Source organism: Azospirillum sp. B21 (assembly GCF_008364825.1).
Classification (GTDB): Bacteria; Pseudomonadota; Alphaproteobacteria; order Azospirillales; family Azospirillaceae; genus Azospirillum.
In genome coordinates this window covers 343411-361508 of the sequence record NZ_VTTO01000001.1, presented here as the reverse complement: position 1 = coordinate 361508, position 18098 = coordinate 343411, and the positions used below count along the sequence as shown (strand labels likewise).

Sequence of the window (18098 nt, the reverse complement as noted above, 5' to 3'; positions counted from 1 at the left end):
CAACGCAGGAACGCTGCCGACGGCACGTTGGGCCGTCGCGGCTTCCTGCGGCACGATCCGATCCGCTTCTCCGTTCCGTTCTCCGTGGCTGTCGCTCGGGTTGGATTTCAAAGCCGGTGCGGTATCCTGTCCGCCTGCGTCAACAAGCCCCGTGCATCGACATGATCGCTCGCCTCGGCAATGTTCTCTATTGGGCCGGTTGCGGGATCGCCGTTCTGATCCTGATCTTCGCGGCGCTTCTGGCGACCGAGCTGGAGAGCGGGCAAAGGTGGAACGCCCTTTCGGTCGCGCTGATGGCCGTCGCGCCCTGGCTGCTGGGGCTCGCTTGCCGCTACGTGCTGGCCGGCCCGCGGCGGAGGCGATGAGCGACGGCCCGGCCGGCCGCCGACCGCAGGCATCTCCTGCGCCCGGCAACATCGGCCCGGCACAACCCACCGGGCGGCAGCAATTTCCCATCAGGCGGGGATGTGCATGAGCGAAGCGCCCATGCCCCATCCCCGCCACCACTCCGCGGACAATCGTCAGAACGGCATGATGATGTCGTACAGCTGCTGGCCGTAGCGCGGCTGCTGGACGTCGCTGATCTGGCCGCGGCCGCCGTAGGAGATACGGGCCTCCGCGATCTTCTCGTAGCTGATGGTGTTCTGGGCGGTGATGTCCTCGGGGCGGATCACGCCGTGGATCTGCAGGTCGCGGACCTCGAAATTCACTCGGACTTCCTGACGGCCCTGGATGACGAGATTGCCGTTGGGCAGGGATTGCGTCACCAGAGCCGCGACCTTCAGGTCGATCTGCTCGTTGCGGTCGACCGAGCCCTTGCCGTCGTTCGAGCTGTTGCTGGTCAGGTCCACCAGATTGGCGGCGGAGGCGCCGGCCGGCAGGACGCGGCTGAGGGTGGCGCCTTCCAGCCCGAACAGGCTCGGCATGCCGGCATCCTCGGAATTGGCGCGCGACCGCTTGCTGGAGTTGGCGACTTTGGCGCTGTCGTCGATCGAGATGTTGATGGTGAGGATGTCGCCCACCTTGTTGGCGCGCTGGTCCTTGAAGAAGGCCTTCGAGCCGTTCCGCCACAGCGAGTTCGGGTTGCGCTCCGTCGGCAGCGGGGTCGGCATCGGCAGGCTGACCGGCTGGTAGCCGGGCTTGGCCTGCGGGTCCTGGATGGTGGACAGTTCCGGCGCCTTGCCGATGTCCGCGATGCGCGAGGCGGCACCGCAGGCGGTCAGCGAGGTGGCGGCGGCGGCGATCATCGCGAAGCGGATCAGGCGGGCGGTCTTGGTGGCGGACATTGGAGCTTTCTCCTCACTGCGCGATGGTGCCGGGCTTTGCCACGGCGACGACGTTGGGGCCTGCGACCGTCGCTTCGACGATCCGGTTTGATTGGGTGTTCACGACGCGGATGACCTCGCCCTTGCCACCGTCCTGCAGGGCCTTGCCCTGGGTGGTCAGCGTCATCGTCGGCGTCGACAGGGTGATGGTGACCAGGGATCCCTTGTCGATCATGCGCGGCGATTGCAGGTCGCGCAGGCGGACGGGCTGGTTGGTGGACACGCCGCGCCGGGGCGTCATGCCGATCAGCTGGGCGTCGGTGGCGGCGGTGTCGCTGGTGGTCTGGTCGGCGCGCACGTCCTGCCAGTCGATGTCGCCCGGACCGATGACGTCGCCGGGGATGACGCGGCGCGACAGCACCGGGATCTGCACCACGCCGAAGGCCCGGCCCGACACCGGCAGGCGGACCTGGCTGCCCGTCACCACGATCTCGGCGGCGAAGCGGCCCTGGACCGGGCTGTAATAGAGGTTTTCCACCGCCAGCCCGCCGGCGCCCTGGGGCGCCCGCATCTCCACCGCGCGGTTGTCCAACTCCATCTGGAGCCGGCCGACGGTGACGACCCGCGAGAGCGCCTCCGACAGCACCGCCTCGACATGCGGCATGCCGTAGACGACATCCGGAACCGGTGCCGTCACGCCCGCGCCCGGAACCGTGGCGGCCATCGCCGCGACCGGGGCGGTCAGCAGGGCGGCGCCGAGGATCAGGGCGGGCAGGCGGCGGGTGGCGAGGTGGCGGATCATGGCGGTGGTTCCCGAATTCGAGGCTGAGGCGAGGCGCCGGCGGTGCCGGCGTTACTTCATCTGGCTGGCCTGCTGCATCATCTCGTCGGTGGTCTTGATGACCTTGGAGTTCATCTCGTACGCGCGCTGTGCGGTGATCAGGGTGGTGATCTCCTGCACGACGTTGACGTTGGAGGTCTCCAGGGCACCCTGGGTGACGCGGCCGAAGCCGGGGGCGCCGGGGTTGCCGGTCACCGCCTGGCCGGAGGCGCCGGATTCCATGAACAGGTTGTCGCCGGTGGCTTCCAGGCCGGCGGCGTTGGCGAAGGTGGCGAGCTGGAGCTGGCCGACATTCTGCGTGGCGGTCTGGCCGTCCAGCTTGATCAGCACCTCGCCCGACGAGTTGATGGAGATGTCCACCGCGTTGTTCGGGATGGTGATGTTCGGCTGGATCGGATAGCCGTCGGCGGTGACGATCATGCCTTCCGGCGACAGCTTGAAGTTGCCGGCGCGGGTGTAGGCGGTGTCGCCGCTGGGCAGCGTCACCTGGAAGTAACCCGACCCGTTGATCGCCACGTCCAGCTTGTTGTCGGTGATGTTCAGGTTGCCCTGTTCCAGCACGCGGGCCACGGCGGCGACGCGCACGCCGGCACCCACCTGCACGCCGGTCGGCACGATGGTGCCGGCATCCGACGAGGTCGAACCGATGCGGCGGAAATTCTGGTACAGCAGGTCCTGGAATTCCGCCCGCTGCTTCTTGTAGCCGGTGGTGGTCGAGTTGGCGATGTTGTTGGAGATCGTCTCGACGTTGAGCTGCTGGGCGATCATGCCGGTGGCGCCGATGGCGAGGCTGCGCATGGTGGTCTTCTCCTCTCGTCTTCGGTCTGGTTCAGACGCTGCGGCCCAGCCGCTGAAGCATCGTGCGGACGCGCTCGTGTTCGTTGTCCATCATCTTCTGTGCGGACATGTACTGGCGCTGGAGCTCGATCATCTGCGTCATCTCGACCACTGGCTTCACGTTCGAACCTTCAAGCAATCCCTGTGCCACTTTGGTCTCGACCGGGGCGGGCTCGGGCTGCTCGTCGCTGACGTACAGGCCGCTGCCGACTTCGGTCATCAGCTGCTCGTTCTTGAAGGTGACGATGTTCAGCTTGCCGACCGGGCCCAACTCGGTTGCGACGGTGCCGTCGCCGCTGACCTTCACGTCGCTGGTGCCGGCCGGGATGGTGATGGGCTGGCCGTTGTTGGCCAGGACGGGCAGGCCGCCGGCATCCACCAGCTGGCGCTGGTCGTTCAGGCGGAAATTGCCGGCGCGGGTGTAGCGGGGGCCACTGGCGGTATCGACGGTGAAGTAACCCTGGCCGGTCAGCGCCAGATCCAGCGGATTGCCGGTCTGGGTCATGGCGCCGTTGGACAGGTCACGCACCACCGCGCGGTCCTGGACGAAGCTGACCTTCTCGTGCAGACCGGGCCGTTCCAGGAACTCCGTGAACAGCATCCGCTGGTTCTTGTAGCCGGTCGTGTTGACGTTCGCGATGTTGTTCGAGGTCACGTCCAGCTGGCGCCGCAGGGCCATCTGGTGCGACAGGGCGACGTAGATCGAATTTTCCATCTTGCGGCCTCTTCACCTTGCGAACGGATCGGGCGACAGCGTCCGACCGGCGAAAGGGGTATTGCAGGCGCCGTGCCAACTTCGCCGAACCCCTCTGAGCCGCTGAATCCGGGCAAGGCGGTGGCGGTCCCGCCGCGTGGGGCAGGGGATGCCGGGCAGAATCTGCCGGGGTATGGGCGTTCCTTGCCGGGTTCTGCCGGGCAAGACTCTCCCGTTCCCGCCGCACGGCTGGTGCGGCAGGGCGATGGACGGCAGCTCCGCGACCCTGAGGGGGACAGCGGGCGGCCAGGGGCGGAGTCCGGGCGTGGTCCGGCCTTGTACGGCCGGGCGGTGGCGGACTGCCGGGCAGGCCCAATCAAGAACCGTGCCGAAACGGCCACAACAGGGTGAAACCTGCTCGTCCGGGGTGTCCCATCAGCCACTCGAAAGGAGTTATTAACTATCCCAAAAGTAGCTTTGGCATGGACAGACGGTAGGGCGGGCGGATGCCTGTGCCTGTTGCGCACCTCGAACGATCCAGGATGTCATGGCTGCCGAAACCGACGCAGGCGAACTTTCGACCGATGGCCTGCCGCGGAAGAAGTTCAGCGGCAAGAAGCTGGTTCTGTTCGTCGTCCTTCCCCTGGTCCTGCTGATCGGCGCCGGTGCGGGCGTCTATTTCTCCGGCCTGCTCGACGGCCTGCTGGGCAAGGAGGAACAGGCGGCGGAGGGTGAGCATGCCGCGGCGGAAGGTGAACACAAGGCCGAGCCCGGCAAGCCCGATCCGCATGCGGCCCCGGTCTTCTACGACCTGCCGGACATGCTGGTGAACCTGAACACCGGCAACAAGCGTCCGGCTTTCCTGAAGATCAAGATCTCCATCCAGCTGTCGAAGCCGGAGGATGTCGGTGCGGTGGAACATGTGCTGCCGCGCATCATCGACAACTTCCAGGTCTATCTGCGCGAATTGCGGCTGGAGGATTTGCGCGGCTCGGCCGGCATGTACCGGCTGCGCCAGGAACTGCTTCTGCGCATCACCGCCGCCGCCTATCCGGTGAAGGTGAAGGACGTGCTGTTCAAGGAAATGCTGGTCCAGTGAGGGCCCGGTCAGGTGGGGATGTGGACCGATGAGCGACACCGGTGAACTGAGCGAGGAAGAACGGCTTGCCGCCGAATGGGCGGCATTGGCCGAGGACAGCGGCGATGTCGGCGACATGGGCGGCGGCGGGTCGACCCGCGTCCTGAACCAGGACGAGATCGACAGCCTGCTGGGCTTCGACCAGGGTGGTGCCGGCGACGGCGACAACTCCGGCATCATGGCGCTGGTCAATTCGGCGCTGGTCAACTACGAACGCCTGCCCATGCTGGAGGTGGTCTTCGACCGCCTCGTCCGCATGATGTCCACCTCGCTTCGCAACTTCACTTCCGACAACGTCGAGGTCAGCCTCGACCAGATTTCCTCGGTCCGTTTCGGCGATTACCTGAACTCCATTCCGTTGCCGGCGATGCTGTCGGTCTTCAAGGCGGAGGAGTGGGACAACTACGGCCTGATGGTCGTCGATTCCGCGCTGATCTATTCCATCGTCGACGTGCTGCTGGGCGGCCGGCGCGGCACGGCGGCGATGCGCATCGAGGGGCGTCCCTACACCACCATCGAACGCAACCTCGTGGAACGCATGGTCCATGTGGTGCTGTCCGACCTGTCCGCCGCCTTCGATCCGCTGTCGCCCGTCACCTTCCGCTTCGACCGGCTGGAGACCAACCCGCGCTTCGCCACGATCGCGCGGCCCGCCAACGCGGCGGTGTTGGTCAAGCTGCGCATCGACATGGAGGATCGCGGCGGCCGGCTGGAGTTGATGATCCCCTACGCGACGCTGGAGCCGGTGCGCGAACTGCTGCTCCAGATGTTCATGGGCGAAAAGTTCGGCCGTGACTCGATCTGGGAAACCCACTTGGCGTCCGAGCTGATGGTGACGGACGTCGACCTGTCGGCCGTGCTGGACGAGGTGACGATGACGCTGCACGACGTGCTGAACTGGCGCGTCGGCACCCGCATCCTGCTGAACGCCACCCCCGACGGCGCCATCGAGCTGCGCTGCGGCGACGTCTCGATGTTCCAGGGGCGGATGGGGCGCAAGGGCGGGCACATCGCCGTCCGCCTGGAAAAGGAACTGCCCAAGCAGGAGGTCATGAGGTTATGAGTCCGCTGATCTCCATCATCATCGACGTCGTGATGGTCGGCCTGCTGGCCGCGACCATCGCCTATGCGATCATCCTGAACCGGCAGATCATCGCGCTGCGCGAGAGCCGCGGCGAGATGGCCGAACTGATCCAGGGCCTGAACGACGCGATGGCGCGGGCGGAGACCGGCGTGCGCACGCTGAAGAAGGCGGCCAGCGACACCGGCGAGGATCTTCAGCGCACCGTCAACAAGGCGCAGACCCTGCGCGACGAGTTGGAATTCATGATCGAGGCGGCCGACGCGCTGGCCAACCGCCTGGGCAGCGTCGGTGACCGTGACGGTGGCCGGCGCGATGGCGGGCGCTCCAACGCCGTGGCGCCGGCGCTGGCCTCGCGCATCCCGGCCAAGACGCCGATGGTGGCGCCGCGCCCGGCGCTGCGCAGTCTGCCGGTCGAGGATGATCACGACCACGACGACCACGCACCGCCGCCGGCCCGGCTGGACGCGCCGCCGCGGCGCGCCGCCGCCCGCGCCGAACCGCCGGCCGAGGCACGCGATCCCATCACCCGTGATGGCGAGAGCCTGTCGCGGGCCGAACGCGAACTTCTGCAGGCGATCGAGAATGCCGGTAAGGGGCTCGGATGACCATGCGCACCAGTGACGGCAAGCCCGCCGCGGCGGGGGCATCCCAGGAACAGAAGGTCGTGATCCGCCCCGCCGGTGCCGCGCCGACCGGCGTCCGCACCTCTGCCACCCTCGCGGCGGCCCAGCAGGCGCAACTGCCGGCTGTGCGTCCCGCCGCGGGCAAGGTGCCGGCGAAGAAGGGCAAGGCCAAGGGCAAGCCGCGCAAGCCTGCGACGCCGCGCGTGCCGTTGACCGAGCGGCTGCGGGCGCGGCTGCGCGGTTTCCGCTTCCGCCTGCTGCCGCTGACCATCTTCGTCGCGGTGATGATGCTGGGGGTTCGGGTCGGCGATCTGTGGCGCCTCGCCACCCATGACGCCCGCCTGCCGGACTTCCCGGTCAGCCTCGCCCAAGGGCCGCAAAGCTCTCTCCCGGCGACCCCTCCCGCCCTGACCGTCGCCCAAGCTCCTGCCCAGGCCCCCGCCGCCACCAACAAGCCCGCCGGCAAGGAAGCCCCGCCGGCTCCCGGCGGGTCGAGCGGCCAGCCAAATGCACCGGCTGCCAACGCTCCTCCGGTCCCGCTCGGCCCGATCAACAACCAGGAACTGCTTCAGCATTTCGCCGACCGCCGTGCCGAGATCGAGCGCCGCACCAAGGAGATGGAGCAGCGCGAAGCCCTGCTGGCCGCCGCCGAGAAGCGGATCGACCAGAAGGTCGCGGAGATGGAGAAGACCCGCGCCGACATCCAGAAGCTGATGTCCCAGGGCGACGAGAAGCAATCCGCCCAGTTGGAAAGCCTGGTGAAGATCTACGAGACGATGAAGCCGAAGGAAGCGGCCCGCATCTTCGAGGAACTCGACATGCCGGTTCTGCTGGGCGTCATCCAGAAGATGAAGGAGCAGAAGACCGCCCCGATCCTGGCCGCCATGGACCCGGTCAAGGCCAAGGAGGTCACCTCGGCATTGGTGGAGCGGCGCGTGCCGCTGTCGGCGACGGTGACGGTGCCGAAGTAGGGGGTGTTGTTGCGTAGCGGGCGAGGTCACGCGGCGGTGCCCCCTCCCTAACCCTCCCCCACCTTCGGTGGGAGAGGGGACTGCCGCCGCAATGCAAATCTACCCTCTACCGCGATCGGACCGACCTTCGGTTGGCCGAGGGCGGGGGAGGGAGGGACCCGCGGCGAAGCCGTGGGAGGGAGGGGGCACCAGCAAGCACCCCCACATTCCCCTCACATGAAGCGGTTGTTCTTCGGGAACCCGTTCGGCGGCATCTTGCCCTGGCCGGCGCGGTCGCCCATCCAGCCGGTCAGGTCGGTGACGTTGAAGTTCCGCTCGCCGTTCCTCCAGCTCAGGCCCTCGGCCAGCGTGAAGGTCTTCACGTCGGCGACACTGGCGTCCTTGTACTTCTGAAGCTGGACGCCCTTGCCGCGGGTCATCACCGGCACCTGCTCCAGCGGGAAGACCAGCATCTTGCGGTTGTTGCCGATGATGGCGAGGGTGTCGCCGGTCACCGGATGGCAGATGCGTGCGGACTTGCCGTCCTCCAGGTTCAGCACCTGTTTGCCGGCGCGGGTCTGGGCCAGCACCTCCGCCTCCTCCACGCGGAAGCCGCGGCCGTCCTCCGACACCACCAGCAGGGTGCGGCCGGGCTGGTGGCGGAACAGGTCGACGATGTCCACGTCGTTGCCGAGGTCGATCATCAGCCGCACCGGCTCGCCAAAGCCGCGGCCGCGCGGCAGCTTGTCGACGCCGATGGTGAAGAACTTGCCGTTGCTGGCGAAGACAAGAAGCTTGTCGGTCGTCTCGCACCGCTCGACGAAGCCGCGGGCGTCGCCGTCCTTGTACTTCACGTCCTCCGCTTCGGCGTCGGTCAGGTGGCCGCGCATCGTGCGGATCCAGCCCTTGGCGGAGCAGATGACGGTCACCGGCTCGCGCTCCACCAGCGCGTCCAGCGGCACCTCGATCACCGCCGGCGCGTCGGCCACGTCGGTGCGCCGCTTGCCCAGCGCGCCGCCGCCGAACTTCTTCTTGATCTCGGCCACGCTTTCGGCGATCCGCTTCCAGCGCAGGGTCTCGTCGCCCAGCAGCTCCAGCAGGCCGTTCTTCTCGGTGGTCAGCGTGTCGTGCTCGCGCCGGATCTCCATCTCCTCCAGCTTGCGCAGGTTGCGCAGCCGCATGTTGAGGATGGCGTCGGCCTGCACGTCGGTCAGGGTGAAGGCGCGGATCAACTCCTGCTTCGGCTCGTCCTCCTCGCGGATGATGCGGATCACCTCGTCCAGGTTCAGATACGCGGCGAGATAGCCGCCGAGAACCTCCAGCCGGTGGTCGATCTGCCGCAGGCGGTGGTTTGACCGGCGGACCAGCACCTCGTGCCGGTGGTCGAGGAAGGCCTGCAGCACCTCTCGCAGGTTCATCACCCGCGGCACATGATCGGCGCCCAGCACGTTCATGTTCAGCGAAAAGCGGATCTCCAGGTCGGTCGCCTGGAACAGCGAGGCCATCAGCACCTCGGGATCCACGTTCCGGCTCTTCGGCACCAGGACGAGGCGGACATCCTCCGCCGATTCGTCGCGGACGTCCTCCAGCAGGATCAGCTTCTTGGCCAGCAGCAGCTCGGCAATCTTCTCGACCAGCCGGGCCTTCTGCACCTGATAGGGGACCTCGGTGACGACGATCTGCCAGGTGCCCTGGCCCAGCTTCTCCACTTCCCAGCGGGCGCGCAGGCGGAAGGCGCCGCGGCCGGTGCGGTAGGCCTCGACCACATTTTCCCGCGACTCGACCAGCACGCCGCCGGTGGGGAAATCGGGGCCGGGCATGAATCCGACCAGCGTCTCGATCGACGCGTCGCGGTGCTTGATCAGATGGCGCAGCGCGTCGCAGATCTCGCCGACATTGTGCGGCGGGATGTTGGTCGCCATGCCCACCGCGATGCCGCTGGACCCGTTCGCCAGCAGGTTCGGGAAGTTGGAGGGCAGGACCGCCGGCTCGTCGCCGTCGCCGTCATAGGTCGGGCGGAAATCGACGGCGTCCTCGTCGATACCCTCCAGCAGGGCCTTGGCGACCTCGGTCAGGCGGGCTTCGGTGTACCGCATCGCCGCGGCGTTATCGCCGTCGATGTTGCCGAAATTCCCTTGTCCATCGACCAGCGGATAGCGGACGGAGAAATCCTGCGCCAATCGCACCAGCGCGTCGTAGACCGAGCTGTCGCCGTGCGGATGGAACTTGCCGATCACGTCGCCGACGACGCGCGCCGACTTCTTGGGCGGCGTCGTCGGTTCCAGCCGGAGTTGGCTCATGGCGAACAGCAGGCGTCGGTGCACCGGCTTCAGCCCGTCGCGCACGTCGGGCAGCGAGCGGGACATGATGGTGGACAGCGCGTAGCTGAGGTAGCGCTCGCCGAGCGCGTCGGCCAGCGGCTTTTCCAGAATCTCGGAGGCGGGGTTTTGCGGCTTCATGATGAGGTCGGTTTAACAGTTTCAGGATGAGCGCGCTACCGCGTTCGCGTAACGTTCTCTTAGGCGTTCGCGCGCGGGCGGCAGCGGCCCGTTCAGCACGTGGCGTTCCAGGAAATGCGCGGTCAGCCGCAGCCCGTCGGACACCGCAGCCGGCCCGCCGCCGCCGCGCCCGGCCAGGAAATCGGGCAGGGGAAGCAGCCGGTCGCGATAAGGCTCGCCCACCGACGCGGTCACCGCGCGGCCGGTGCGCGGGCTGACATAGGCGAGATAGTCGTTCGCCCCCGACACGGCACAGCGGTCGAGGTCGAGGCCGAATCCAAGCTCCGCCAGCAGCCCGATCTCCCACCGCACATAGCTCTCCGCCCAGGCCGGGCTTTCCAGCAGGTCGAACAGGGCGAGCAGCCCGTCGAACAGGGCGGGATGGGCCTCCCGCTCCGGCAGGGCCGCCTCCACCAGCGCGCAGGCGCTGATCAGGGCGGCCAGCGCCTGGGCGTCGTCGAAGAAATTGGCGGCATAGCCCTTCACCGGCTCCAGGGTGAAATGGCCGAGATGCTCCGGCAGACGCCCGCGCCAGCGGACATGGACCAGGGTTCCCGGCTCCAGCGTGCCGCGCTGGCGCGCCGACCGGCCGCCCATCACCATGCCGGCATGGCGGCCGTGCTCACGCGTCAGCAGGGTCGCGACGGCGGATCCTTCCCCCTGGGGGCGGGCGGACAGAACGATTCCCTGATCGGACCAATCCATCGGTGCCGTTCGCAGATGAGGTGGCAGGGGAGATGGCGAGCTATCCTAATATAGGAAAAAATCTCCCCAAGGGAACCGGTCGTGATGATTGGAACCGCCCGCGTCGAGGGCATTCACCGATTCTTCACCAAACCACCCCCACAATCGTGACCTCAACGGTGGGAGGCCCCACCAATCGCAGGCCGCCAACGGGTCCGACGAGGGGTCTTGAACACCAACATCGACCGATATCTGCTGGCGGAAAAGGCCGGCTCCGAAGGCGTCTGGGACTGGGACCTGCGCAGCGACACGCTGTACCTCTCCCCCCGCTTCAAGGAATTCCTTGGTCTGCCCCCGGGTGATCCCAGCCGCGAGACCAACCGGCCGAACGACTGGCTGTCGCTGGTCCACCCGGAGGACATCGACTGGCTGCACGCCTCGTTCGAAGCGCAGATGGTCGGGCTGTCTGTTCCCTTCCAGATCGAGCACCGCATCCGCCGTGCCGATGCCGCCGCCGAGTCGGCCGACAAACCGCGATGGCGCTGGCTGGTCTGCCGCGGCATGGCGGTGATGGACGATACCGGGTATCCGATCCGGCTGGTCGGCTCCGTCGCCGACATCACCGACCGCAAGCTCGCCGAACAGCGCCTGCGCCAGAGCGAGGAGCGCTATGCGCTCGCCGCCGCCGGTGCCGCCGATGGGTTGTGGGACTGGCACATCGACAGCGGCGAGGTCTACTACTCCCCGCGCTGGAAGGCGATGCTGGGTTATGAGGATGCCGAGATCGGCGACACCATCGACGAGTGGTTCCGCCGCGTCCTGCCCGGCGACCTGGACGGGCTGCAAACCGCGATCAACCTGCATCTGGCCGGAGAGCGTCCGCACCTTCAGCACGAATTCCGCATCCGCGACAAAGCCGGGCAGGAGATGTGGATGCTGGTGCGCGGGCTGGCCGTGCGCAATGAGAAGGCGCGCATCGAAAAGGGCGGCGCCGTCCGCATGGCCGGTTCGATGACCGACATCACCGCGCGCAAAAAGGCCGAACAGCAGATCCTGTTCGATGCCGTCCACGACGCCATGACCGGGCTGCCCAACCGCACGCTTCTGCTCGACCGCATCGGGCAGGCGCTGGACCGCAACCGCCGGGCCGGCGCCCGGCCTTTCGCCGCGATCATCATCGACCTGGACCGCTTCAAGGCGATCAATGACGCGCTGGGCAGCAGTGCCGGCGACCGCGTACTGCGCATCATCGCCAAGCGGCTCGACACCAGCCGGCGCGTCGGCGACACGCTGGCCCGCCTGTCCGCTGACGAGTTCGCCGTGCTGGTGGATGAGCTGGACGATGCCGGCGACGCGCTGGAGGCGGCGGAGCGCATGGCACGCGCCATTTCCCGTCCCATCACGCTGGAGGAGGGCCGCGACCTCGTGCTGACCGCCTCCATCGGCGTGGCGCTGAGCCAGACCGGCTACGACCGGGCGGAGGACATGCTGCGCGACGCCAGCCTGTCCATGTACCGCGCCAAGAGTGGCGGGCGTGCGCGCATCGACGTCTTCGACGCCAACCTCCGCCGTCAGGCGATGGCCGCCATGCGGATGGAGGCCGACCTGCGCGCCGCCCTGGAACAGGGCCAGCTCTGCCTGCACTACCAGCCCATCGTCCTGCTGGAGACCGGGGCCATCGCCGGCTTCGAGGCGCTGATGCGCTGGAACCACCCCGACCGCGGACTGGTCCCGCCGGCGGAGTTCATCCCGCTGGCCGAGGAGACCGGCCTGATCGCGCCGATGGGCCGCTGGGCATTGGGGGAGGCGGTGCGGCAGTTGGCACTTTGGCAGGCGCGCTTCCCGAGGCCCGTGCCGCTGTTCATGAGCGTCAACGTCTCCACCCGCCAATTCCGTGACGACGATCTGGTCGGGGCGGTGCGCGACCTGCTGGACGCCGTGCCGATCCCGCCGTCCAGCCTGAAGCTGGAACTGACCGAAAGCCTGCTGATGCAGGACCCGGACGAATGCCGGATGCTGATGCAGAGCATCCGCGACATGGACGTCCGGCTGTCGATCGACGATTTCGGCACCGGCTATTCCTCGCTGGCCTATCTGCACAAGCTGCCGGTGGATGTGCTGAAGATCGACCGCAGCTTCGTCCGCGCGGTGTCGACGGGGGAGGGCAACGCCGCCATCGTCCAGGTCATCGCCGGCCTTGCCACCATTTTGCGGCTCGACGCCGTGGCGGAAGGGGTGGAAACGGCGGACGAAGCGGTGTATCTGCGCGGTCTGTGCAAGTACGCCCAAGGCTATCACTTCGCCCGCCCGGCCCTGCCGGAAGCGGTGGAGAGGCTGCTGGCCGCCGAAGACGAGCACATCGCCCTGCCAGCACCGGCTTAAGGCCGCTGCGAGCCGTTGATTTGGAGTTTGCGTGATGTCCGACCGCACCTGCGGTGAATGCACCCTCTGCTGCAAGCTGATGGGGGTGCCGGAGCTGAAGAAGCCCGCGGCCAAATGGTGCGCGTCCTGCGACCAGGGCAAGGGCTGCTCGATCTACGAGGAGCGGCCGCAATCCTGCCGGAACTTCCAGTGCTTCTGGCTGATGGACGAGAATTTCCCCGACGAGTTCCGCCCCGACCGCATCCACGCGCTGGCCGCCTTCAACGATGTGAAGGACAGCTGCGTCCTGCATGTCGACCCCGCCAAGCCGCGCGCCATGGGCAGCCCGGAGGTCCAGGCGCTGACCGACGCGCTGCTGAAGGTCTATTCGAAGGTGTTTTTCCTCTGCGGCAAGGAAAGCGCGATGATGCAGCGGTGATAATCCCCTCTCCCCGGGGGAGAGGGAGACTTCCCGGAGAGAGGGGCTCTGAGAGCCCCCTACCGCTTCACCCCGCTCTCATGGACGCGCACCGCGTCCTCGATCCCCATCGCCAGCAAGCGGGCGACACAGTCGTAGCCGCCGTCGTTCTGGTGGACGCCATCCGGTCCGATCAGGTCGGTGACTGCCATCCCCCGCTTCTCCACCAGCGACCGCATCACGTCGAACCGGTGGAACAGGCCGACACGTTGATCGACGGCGATCCCGGCGATGCGCGCCAGCATCGGGGCGACGCCGGTCTTGTCCAGCATCTTCGGCGCGTATTGCAGGTCCATCAGCACCACGTCCACCCCGGCAGCGCGCAGCCGTTCCACCCCCTGGCGGACCGAACGCTCGCTCAGGCCCTGGTCGCCGTCGCGCAGCACCGTGTTGGCGCCGACCTGCCAGATCACCAGATCGGGCCTGGCGCCCAGCGCGTCGGCATCGATCCGCTTTTCGGTCTGGTCGTCGGTCTCGCCGTTGATGCCGCGGTTCAGCACCGCGATGTCCGCGTTGCGGAAGCGCTCGGCGAGATAATGGGCGAGGCGGGCCGGATAGGTCCTGTCGGGCGCGCTCGCCCCCGCCCCGGCGGTGGAGGAGGAGCCGATGGCGACGATGCGGATCGGCGCGCCGGTCGCGATGCGCTGGGACAGCTGCGGCAGGGGGGCCGACAATGCCGCATCGCCGCGCGGCAGCTGGCATTGCGCCGAGGCTGCCGGATCGGCGGCCAATGCGGGAGCGGATAAGGCGATGGCTGAGATCAGTGTCAGGAGGCGGGCGGCGTGATGCAGGCTGAAGGGCTTGTTCAAGGGCTCGTTCCGTTGCTTCGCGCCACTGCCGGGGGGATTGTCGCCGAAGGGGCGATCATCGTGGCGATGCTTTCCGCCAGCAATTGTCCGATGCAACGGTGAACGAAATCATAAGACCGCCGCTTCGCCTCGTCCCCCTCGTCGGCGAAATCGACCCGGCCATCCTCCACCCAATGCCGCATGATGTCGTAGCGGGGGAAGTGGAAGACGTCGGAACTCTGGGCCAGCCAGGACATGTAGGACACGTAGGGCGCGAAGTCGATCAGCTGCGCCGTGTGCATGCTGTACTGCATGTCCATGATGACGATGTCGGCGCCGCGGCGCTGGACCTCGGCGATGCCGGCCTGCAGCGCCGTGCCGAAGCTCTCGGGGTCCAGGTTGCGCATGGCGTCGACCGTGCCGGTCTGCCAGACCACCAGCGCCGGGCGCTGGTCGTCGACCGCCTCGGCCAGCGGTGCCACCATGGCGGGCGCAGGTTCGCCGGGCAGGCTCAGCACGGCGGTCCGCACGGCGCGGCCGGGCAAGCGGCGCTTCAACTCCTCTTCCAGCCGGGCGGGATAGCCGACGATGCCGGGCTTTGCGGCCTGCTTGGCGGAATGGACGATCAGGACCGACAGGCGCCGGCCGGCGGCCAGCCGCGCCGACACCCGTGGCAGCCCTTCACCGGGGGCAAGCACGGTGTCCGGCACGGCGCAGGCGGGATCCACCGCCGCGGCGTTCGCCGCATGGGCCGGTCCGGAAAGGGCGAGAGCCGCCAGCGCGATGGCCATGGCCGTCAGCAACCGTCTCAAACCCTGTCCGCTCATGCACCCACATTCCTGCTGGCCGCGACCCTGTGGCGACGCGCCCGTTCGGCCGACTGGTACCAGCCGAGGAAGCGGGCCAGCAGCACCATCGTGGCGATGCCCAGCACGGTAACAAGGAACTGTGCGGAAAGCGAGCCGCTGACATGGACCAGCACGGTCTGTCCGGCGAAGGACAGGAGCACGCCCAGGCAGAACACCTGCAGCGACTGCCGCCCGCAATCGAGCACCGGCGCGGCCAGTGATCCGTTCAGCCAGGACGCCCCGGCCGGAACCAACCGGAGCACGACATAGGCCAGCGCGAAGAAATGCAACAGGCGCAGCGGATCGAGGTCGGTCTTGCTGATGGGGTAGAGGAACTCCGTCACCGCGTCGGGGATCAGCGCATGCAGCGGGGCGAACTTCCAGGACAGGGTCAGGTACAGGCCGGCCAGCAGGATCGCCACCGCCGCGACCATCACCGGCAGGCGGAAGCGGGTCAGGACGGCGCGCACATCCGGCCGGAACTGCAATGCCGCGCCCGCCACGAACAGCAGCTGCCAGGTGAAGGGGTTGAAGTACCAGACGCCGCCGTCCGGGTGGGTGGGCAGGTTCCAGCCCCAATGCCGGGACGCCAGATAGACCGCGGCGGAACCGGCCAGGACCCCCAGCGGCCGGCGGCGCAGCACAGGCAATATCAGGGGGAAGGCCAGCAGAAGCACGATGTAGAGCGGCAGCACATCCAGATTCGCCGGCCTGAACTTCAGCAGCAGGGCCTGGGTCAGGGCGGTGACGGGGTCCAGGAAATAGCCGGCGATGCCCATCTCCTCGGCGAACAGCGGGCTGTCGAAGGCGCGGGCGGTGTAGGCGATCTGGGCGGTGAAGGCGAAGAACAGGATGATGTAGGTGGCGTACAGCGTCCAGCAGCGGTGCAGCACCTGTGCCGCCGCCATCGGCATGCCCTGCCGGTCCAGCGTCCGGCCATAGACAAGCGCCGCGGTGTAGCCGGAGATGAAGACGAAGATCTCCGTGGCGTCGCTCAGGCCGAAATTGCGCGGCGTCAGCCAGGAAATCTGGTTGGCCGGGATGTGATTCACGAAGATGAACCACAGCGCCAGCCCGCGGAAGAAATCCAGCCGCAGGTCACGCGCCGCGGCAGACACCGCCCCACGCTCCGCCCCACGCTCCGCCACAGTCACGTCTCTCATGGCCGTCCAACCCGCAAGGTCCCACTCTCCCCCAATCAACACGCCAGTGCGGTCTTAAGCTCCGCCGCCCGACCTTTCCAGGGATCATTCCTCCGGGTCATCGGCCGTGCCTGCAACAGATGGGGGCAAGGGCGGCGGAGTCGAGAAGCAATGCCGCGGGACCCACGGCCGACGTCGTCCCGCCGGAGTGGTTGAATGGAACCCGCGGCTTCGCGCCGCAGCGTTAAACCTCTGAAATATGGACGTCAATTCCGCTTCGCGCTTGATCCCGACCATTCGCTTCCTGCATAATCTGATCAGCGAAAGAAAGCTGGGACGGATCGGCCGGAAGGCCGGCCGCAAACCCGGATGGATGGGAGGAAGCGCAAGCAGAGACCGGGAACGGTCGTGCCGTCCATGTGCAGGCGCGTGGGCTTTCACGGTGTCCCCGATGCGCCGTCCGGGCCGGCCGAGCATTCATCCGGTCATGCGTGCATCCGGCCGGGCTGCATCCCAACCACTCCCGCTTTTCCCGCTCAACCGGTGCCGTCCGGTCCCGTGGAGGGTCCGGCTCGTCCGGTTGCGGGCCGGCAGACCCCGGTCCGGCAACAAGAACGCATAACAACGCATAACAGAGAACGGACAAAGGGAGCTTCTGGATGAAACGTCGTGCATTTCTGACCTCGGCCGGTGTGGGCGTCGCCGCCAGCACGCTTGCCGCCCCCGCCATTGCGCAGTCCTCGCCCGAGATCAAGTGGCGTTGCGCCTCCAGCTTCCCGAAGAGCCTCGACACCATCTACGGCGGTGCGGAGTTCGTGTCCAAGCGCGTGGCCGAACTGACCGACGGCAAGTTCCAGATCCGCGTCTTCGCGGCCGGTGAGATCGTCCCGGCGCTCCAGGTTCTGGATGCGGTCAAGGACGGCACCATCGAGTGCGGCCACACCGTCTCCTACTATTACGTCGGCAAGGATCCGACCTTCGCCTTCGACGCGGCGATGCCGTTCGGCCTGAACGCGCGCCAGCAGAACGCCTGGATGACCCATGGCGGCGGCAAGGAGCTGATGGCGGAGTTCTTCGCCGGGCACAACCTCGTCGCCATCGGCGCCGGCAACACCGGCACCCAGATGGGCGGCTGGTTCCGCAAGGAAATCAAGTCGGTCGAAGACCTGAAGGGCCTGAAGTTCCGCATCGGCGGCTATGCCGGCACCATCATGGCCCGCCTGGGCGTCGTGCCGCAGCAGATCGGCGGCGGCGACATCTATCCCGCGCTGGAAAAGGGCACCATCGACGGCGCCGAGTTCGTCGGCCCCTACGACGACGAGAAGCTCGGCTTCAACAAGGTCGCCAAGTATTACTACTATCCCGGCTGGTGGGAAGGCGGCCCGCAGGTCTCCATGATGTTCGGCAAGGAGAAGTTCGAATCGCTGCCGCCGGCCTACAAGGCGGCACTGCATGCGGCCTGCTCCGACGCGACGCTGGACATGCTGGGCAAGTACGACGTCCAGAACATGACCGCGCTGAAGCGTCTGGTCGCCGCCGGCACCCAGCTGCGCCCCTTCCCCAACGAGGTGATGCAGGCCTGCTATCAGGCCGCCATCGAGGTGTACGAGGAAGAGGCCGCGAAGAACGAGAAGTTCCGCAAGATCTACGACGCGTGGAAGAAGTTCCGCGAGGAGGAGTATCTGTGGTTCCGCGTCGCCGAATACAGCTTCGACCGCTTCGTCTACGCGGCCCCGCCGCTTGAGAAGAAGAAGTAAATAGTTTTCGATAGGGGAGGGAGGTGCAGGCTTTTGCCCCCTCCCTAACCCTTCCCCTCTTCGAGGGAGAGGGAACTCCGCCGCCCGACGGTTCACTCCCTCTCCCGCCG

17 protein-coding genes are annotated in these 18098 nt (G+C 67.4%); 8 read left to right on the top strand and 9 right to left on the bottom strand.

Annotated elements, in window-relative coordinates; translation table 11 throughout:
• Positions 1-161: 161 nt before the first annotated feature.
• Positions 162-365: a hypothetical protein gene (locus tag FZ983_RS01715; protein ID WP_149221902.1), complete on the top strand. Its 204-nt coding sequence runs from the start codon at positions 162-164 to the stop codon at positions 363-365.
• A 156-nt stretch (positions 366-521) separates the two neighbouring features.
• Here the strand turns inward: FZ983_RS01715 and flgH are convergent, their stop codons facing one another.
• The 4 genes from flgH to flgF are packed head-to-tail and all read right to left on the bottom strand — an operon-like array spanning position 522 to position 3658.
• Complete coding sequence (gene flgH / locus FZ983_RS01710; protein WP_149221901.1) at positions 522-1286, bottom strand: flagellar basal body L-ring protein FlgH; 765 nt, start codon at positions 1284-1286, stop codon at positions 522-524.
• A 13-nt stretch (positions 1287-1299) separates the two neighbouring features.
• Positions 1300-2067, bottom strand: a complete 768-nt coding sequence (flgA, locus tag FZ983_RS01705) for a flagellar basal body P-ring formation chaperone FlgA (RefSeq protein ID WP_149221900.1) — start codon at positions 2065-2067, stop codon at positions 1300-1302.
• 51 nt (positions 2068-2118) lie between these two features.
• The gene (gene flgG, locus FZ983_RS01700; protein WP_149221899.1) at positions 2119-2904 is read right to left on the bottom strand and encodes a flagellar basal-body rod protein FlgG; all 786 of its coding nucleotides are present in this window, start codon (positions 2902-2904) and stop codon (positions 2119-2121) included.
• Positions 2905-2935: 31 nt separating this feature from the next.
• On the bottom strand, positions 2936-3658 hold the full coding sequence (gene flgF / locus FZ983_RS01695) for a flagellar basal-body rod protein FlgF (RefSeq protein ID WP_149221898.1): 723 nt from the start codon (positions 3656-3658) through the stop codon (positions 2936-2938).
• Positions 3659-4184: 526 nt separating this feature from the next.
• On the opposite strand from flgF, the gene FZ983_RS01690 reads away from it, so the two are divergent.
• Genes FZ983_RS01690 through FZ983_RS01675 form a run of 4 tightly spaced genes read left to right on the top strand, consistent with a single transcriptional unit; the run spans position 4185 to position 7453 of the window.
• On the top strand, positions 4185-4736 hold the full coding sequence (locus tag FZ983_RS01690) for a flagellar basal body-associated FliL family protein (RefSeq protein WP_149221897.1): 552 nt from the start codon (positions 4185-4187) through the stop codon (positions 4734-4736).
• A 28-nt stretch (positions 4737-4764) separates the two neighbouring features.
• Positions 4765-5838 carry a flagellar motor switch protein FliM gene (fliM, locus tag FZ983_RS01685; protein WP_085089732.1) on the top strand — a complete coding sequence of 358 codons (1074 nt, stop codon included), beginning with the start codon at positions 4765-4767 and terminating at the stop codon, positions 5836-5838.
• Entirely contained in the window at positions 5835-6464 is a 630-nt protein-coding gene (locus FZ983_RS01680; protein WP_149221896.1) for a DUF6468 domain-containing protein, read from the top strand. Before fliM ends, FZ983_RS01680 begins: the two co-directional genes overlap by 4 nt.
• On the top strand, positions 6461-7453 hold the full coding sequence (locus tag FZ983_RS01675; RefSeq protein ID WP_149221895.1) for a hypothetical protein: 993 nt from the start codon (positions 6461-6463) through the stop codon (positions 7451-7453). The genes FZ983_RS01680 and FZ983_RS01675 overlap by 4 nt, the downstream gene beginning before the upstream one ends.
• A 212-nt stretch (positions 7454-7665) precedes the next feature.
• Here the strand turns inward: FZ983_RS01675 and parC are convergent, their stop codons facing one another.
• On the bottom strand, positions 7666-9891 hold the full coding sequence (parC, locus tag FZ983_RS01670) for a DNA topoisomerase IV subunit A (RefSeq protein WP_149221894.1): 2226 nt from the start codon (positions 9889-9891) through the stop codon (positions 7666-7668).
• A 21-nt stretch (positions 9892-9912) separates the two neighbouring features.
• A complete protein-coding gene (gene recO, locus FZ983_RS01665) occupies positions 9913-10635 on the bottom strand; it encodes a DNA repair protein RecO (RefSeq protein WP_149221893.1) in 723 nt (240 codons plus the stop codon).
• Positions 10636-10842: 207 nt separating this feature from the next.
• Between recO and FZ983_RS01660 the strand changes: the two genes are divergently transcribed.
• Together FZ983_RS01660 and FZ983_RS01655 are read left to right on the top strand one after the other, a co-directional pair.
• Positions 10843-12996 carry a GGDEF domain-containing phosphodiesterase gene (locus FZ983_RS01660; protein ID WP_149221892.1) on the top strand — a complete coding sequence of 718 codons (2154 nt, stop codon included), beginning with the start codon at positions 10843-10845 and terminating at the stop codon, positions 12994-12996.
• A gap of 34 nt (positions 12997-13030) precedes the next feature.
• On the top strand, positions 13031-13414 hold the full coding sequence (locus tag FZ983_RS01655; RefSeq protein ID WP_109073775.1) for a hypothetical protein: 384 nt from the start codon (positions 13031-13033) through the stop codon (positions 13412-13414).
• A gap of 59 nt (positions 13415-13473) precedes the next feature.
• On the opposite strand, the gene FZ983_RS01650 is transcribed toward FZ983_RS01655, so the two are convergent.
• Genes FZ983_RS01650 through FZ983_RS01640 form a run of 3 tightly spaced genes read right to left on the bottom strand, consistent with a single transcriptional unit; the run spans position 13474 to position 16252 of the window.
• Positions 13474-14262 carry an SGNH/GDSL hydrolase family protein gene (locus FZ983_RS01650; protein WP_247883529.1) on the bottom strand — a complete coding sequence of 263 codons (789 nt, stop codon included), beginning with the start codon at positions 14260-14262 and terminating at the stop codon, positions 13474-13476.
• Positions 14259-15068 carry a hypothetical protein gene (locus FZ983_RS01645; RefSeq protein WP_149221891.1) on the bottom strand — a complete coding sequence of 270 codons (810 nt, stop codon included), beginning with the start codon at positions 15066-15068 and terminating at the stop codon, positions 14259-14261. Before FZ983_RS01645 ends, FZ983_RS01650 begins: the two co-directional genes overlap by 4 nt.
• The gene (locus FZ983_RS01640) at positions 15065-16252 is read right to left on the bottom strand and encodes an OpgC domain-containing protein (protein ID WP_149221890.1); all 1188 of its coding nucleotides are present in this window, start codon (positions 16250-16252) and stop codon (positions 15065-15067) included. The genes FZ983_RS01645 and FZ983_RS01640 overlap by 4 nt, the downstream gene beginning before the upstream one ends.
• 638 nt (positions 16253-16890) lie before the next feature.
• Between FZ983_RS01640 and FZ983_RS01635 the strand changes: the two genes are divergently transcribed.
• Positions 16891-17988, top strand: coding sequence for a TRAP transporter substrate-binding protein (locus tag FZ983_RS01635; RefSeq protein ID WP_149221889.1), 1098 nt, complete (start codon positions 16891-16893; stop codon positions 17986-17988).
• Positions 17989-18098 lie beyond the last annotated feature (110 nt).

Excerpts from the sequence above, each read along its gene's own strand:
- FZ983_RS01690 (WP_149221897.1), top strand. The coding sequence starts at position 4,185 with ATGGCTGCCGAAACCGACGCAGGCGAACTTTCGACCGATGGCCTGCCG.
- flgG (WP_149221899.1), bottom strand. The coding sequence starts at position 2,904 with ATGCGCAGCCTCGCCATCGGCGCCACCGGCATGATCGCCCAGCAGCTC.
- FZ983_RS01635 (WP_149221889.1), top strand. The coding sequence starts at position 16,891 with ATGAAACGTCGTGCATTTCTGACCTCGGCCGGTGTGGGCGTCGCCGCC.
- FZ983_RS01715 (WP_149221902.1), top strand. The coding sequence starts at position 162 with ATGATCGCTCGCCTCGGCAATGTTCTCTATTGGGCCGGTTGCGGGATC.
- FZ983_RS01655 (WP_109073775.1), top strand. The coding sequence starts at position 13,031 with ATGTCCGACCGCACCTGCGGTGAATGCACCCTCTGCTGCAAGCTGATG.
- flgF (WP_149221898.1), bottom strand. The coding sequence starts at position 3,658 with ATGGAAAATTCGATCTACGTCGCCCTGTCGCACCAGATGGCCCTGCGG.
- fliM (WP_085089732.1), top strand. The coding sequence starts at position 4,765 with ATGAGCGACACCGGTGAACTGAGCGAGGAAGAACGGCTTGCCGCCGAA.
- flgA (WP_149221900.1), bottom strand. The coding sequence starts at position 2,067 with ATGATCCGCCACCTCGCCACCCGCCGCCTGCCCGCCCTGATCCTCGGC.
- recO (WP_149221893.1), bottom strand. The coding sequence starts at position 10,635 with ATGGATTGGTCCGATCAGGGAATCGTTCTGTCCGCCCGCCCCCAGGGG.
- FZ983_RS01675 (WP_149221895.1), top strand. The coding sequence starts at position 6,461 with ATGACCATGCGCACCAGTGACGGCAAGCCCGCCGCGGCGGGGGCATCC.
- flgH (WP_149221901.1), bottom strand. The coding sequence starts at position 1,286 with ATGTCCGCCACCAAGACCGCCCGCCTGATCCGCTTCGCGATGATCGCC.
- parC (WP_149221894.1), bottom strand. The coding sequence starts at position 9,891 with ATGAAGCCGCAAAACCCCGCCTCCGAGATTCTGGAAAAGCCGCTGGCC.
- FZ983_RS01640 (WP_149221890.1), bottom strand. The coding sequence starts at position 16,252 with ATGAGAGACGTGACTGTGGCGGAGCGTGGGGCGGAGCGTGGGGCGGTG.
- FZ983_RS01645 (WP_149221891.1), bottom strand. The coding sequence starts at position 15,068 with ATGAGCGGACAGGGTTTGAGACGGTTGCTGACGGCCATGGCCATCGCG.
- FZ983_RS01680 (WP_149221896.1), top strand. The coding sequence starts at position 5,835 with ATGAGTCCGCTGATCTCCATCATCATCGACGTCGTGATGGTCGGCCTG.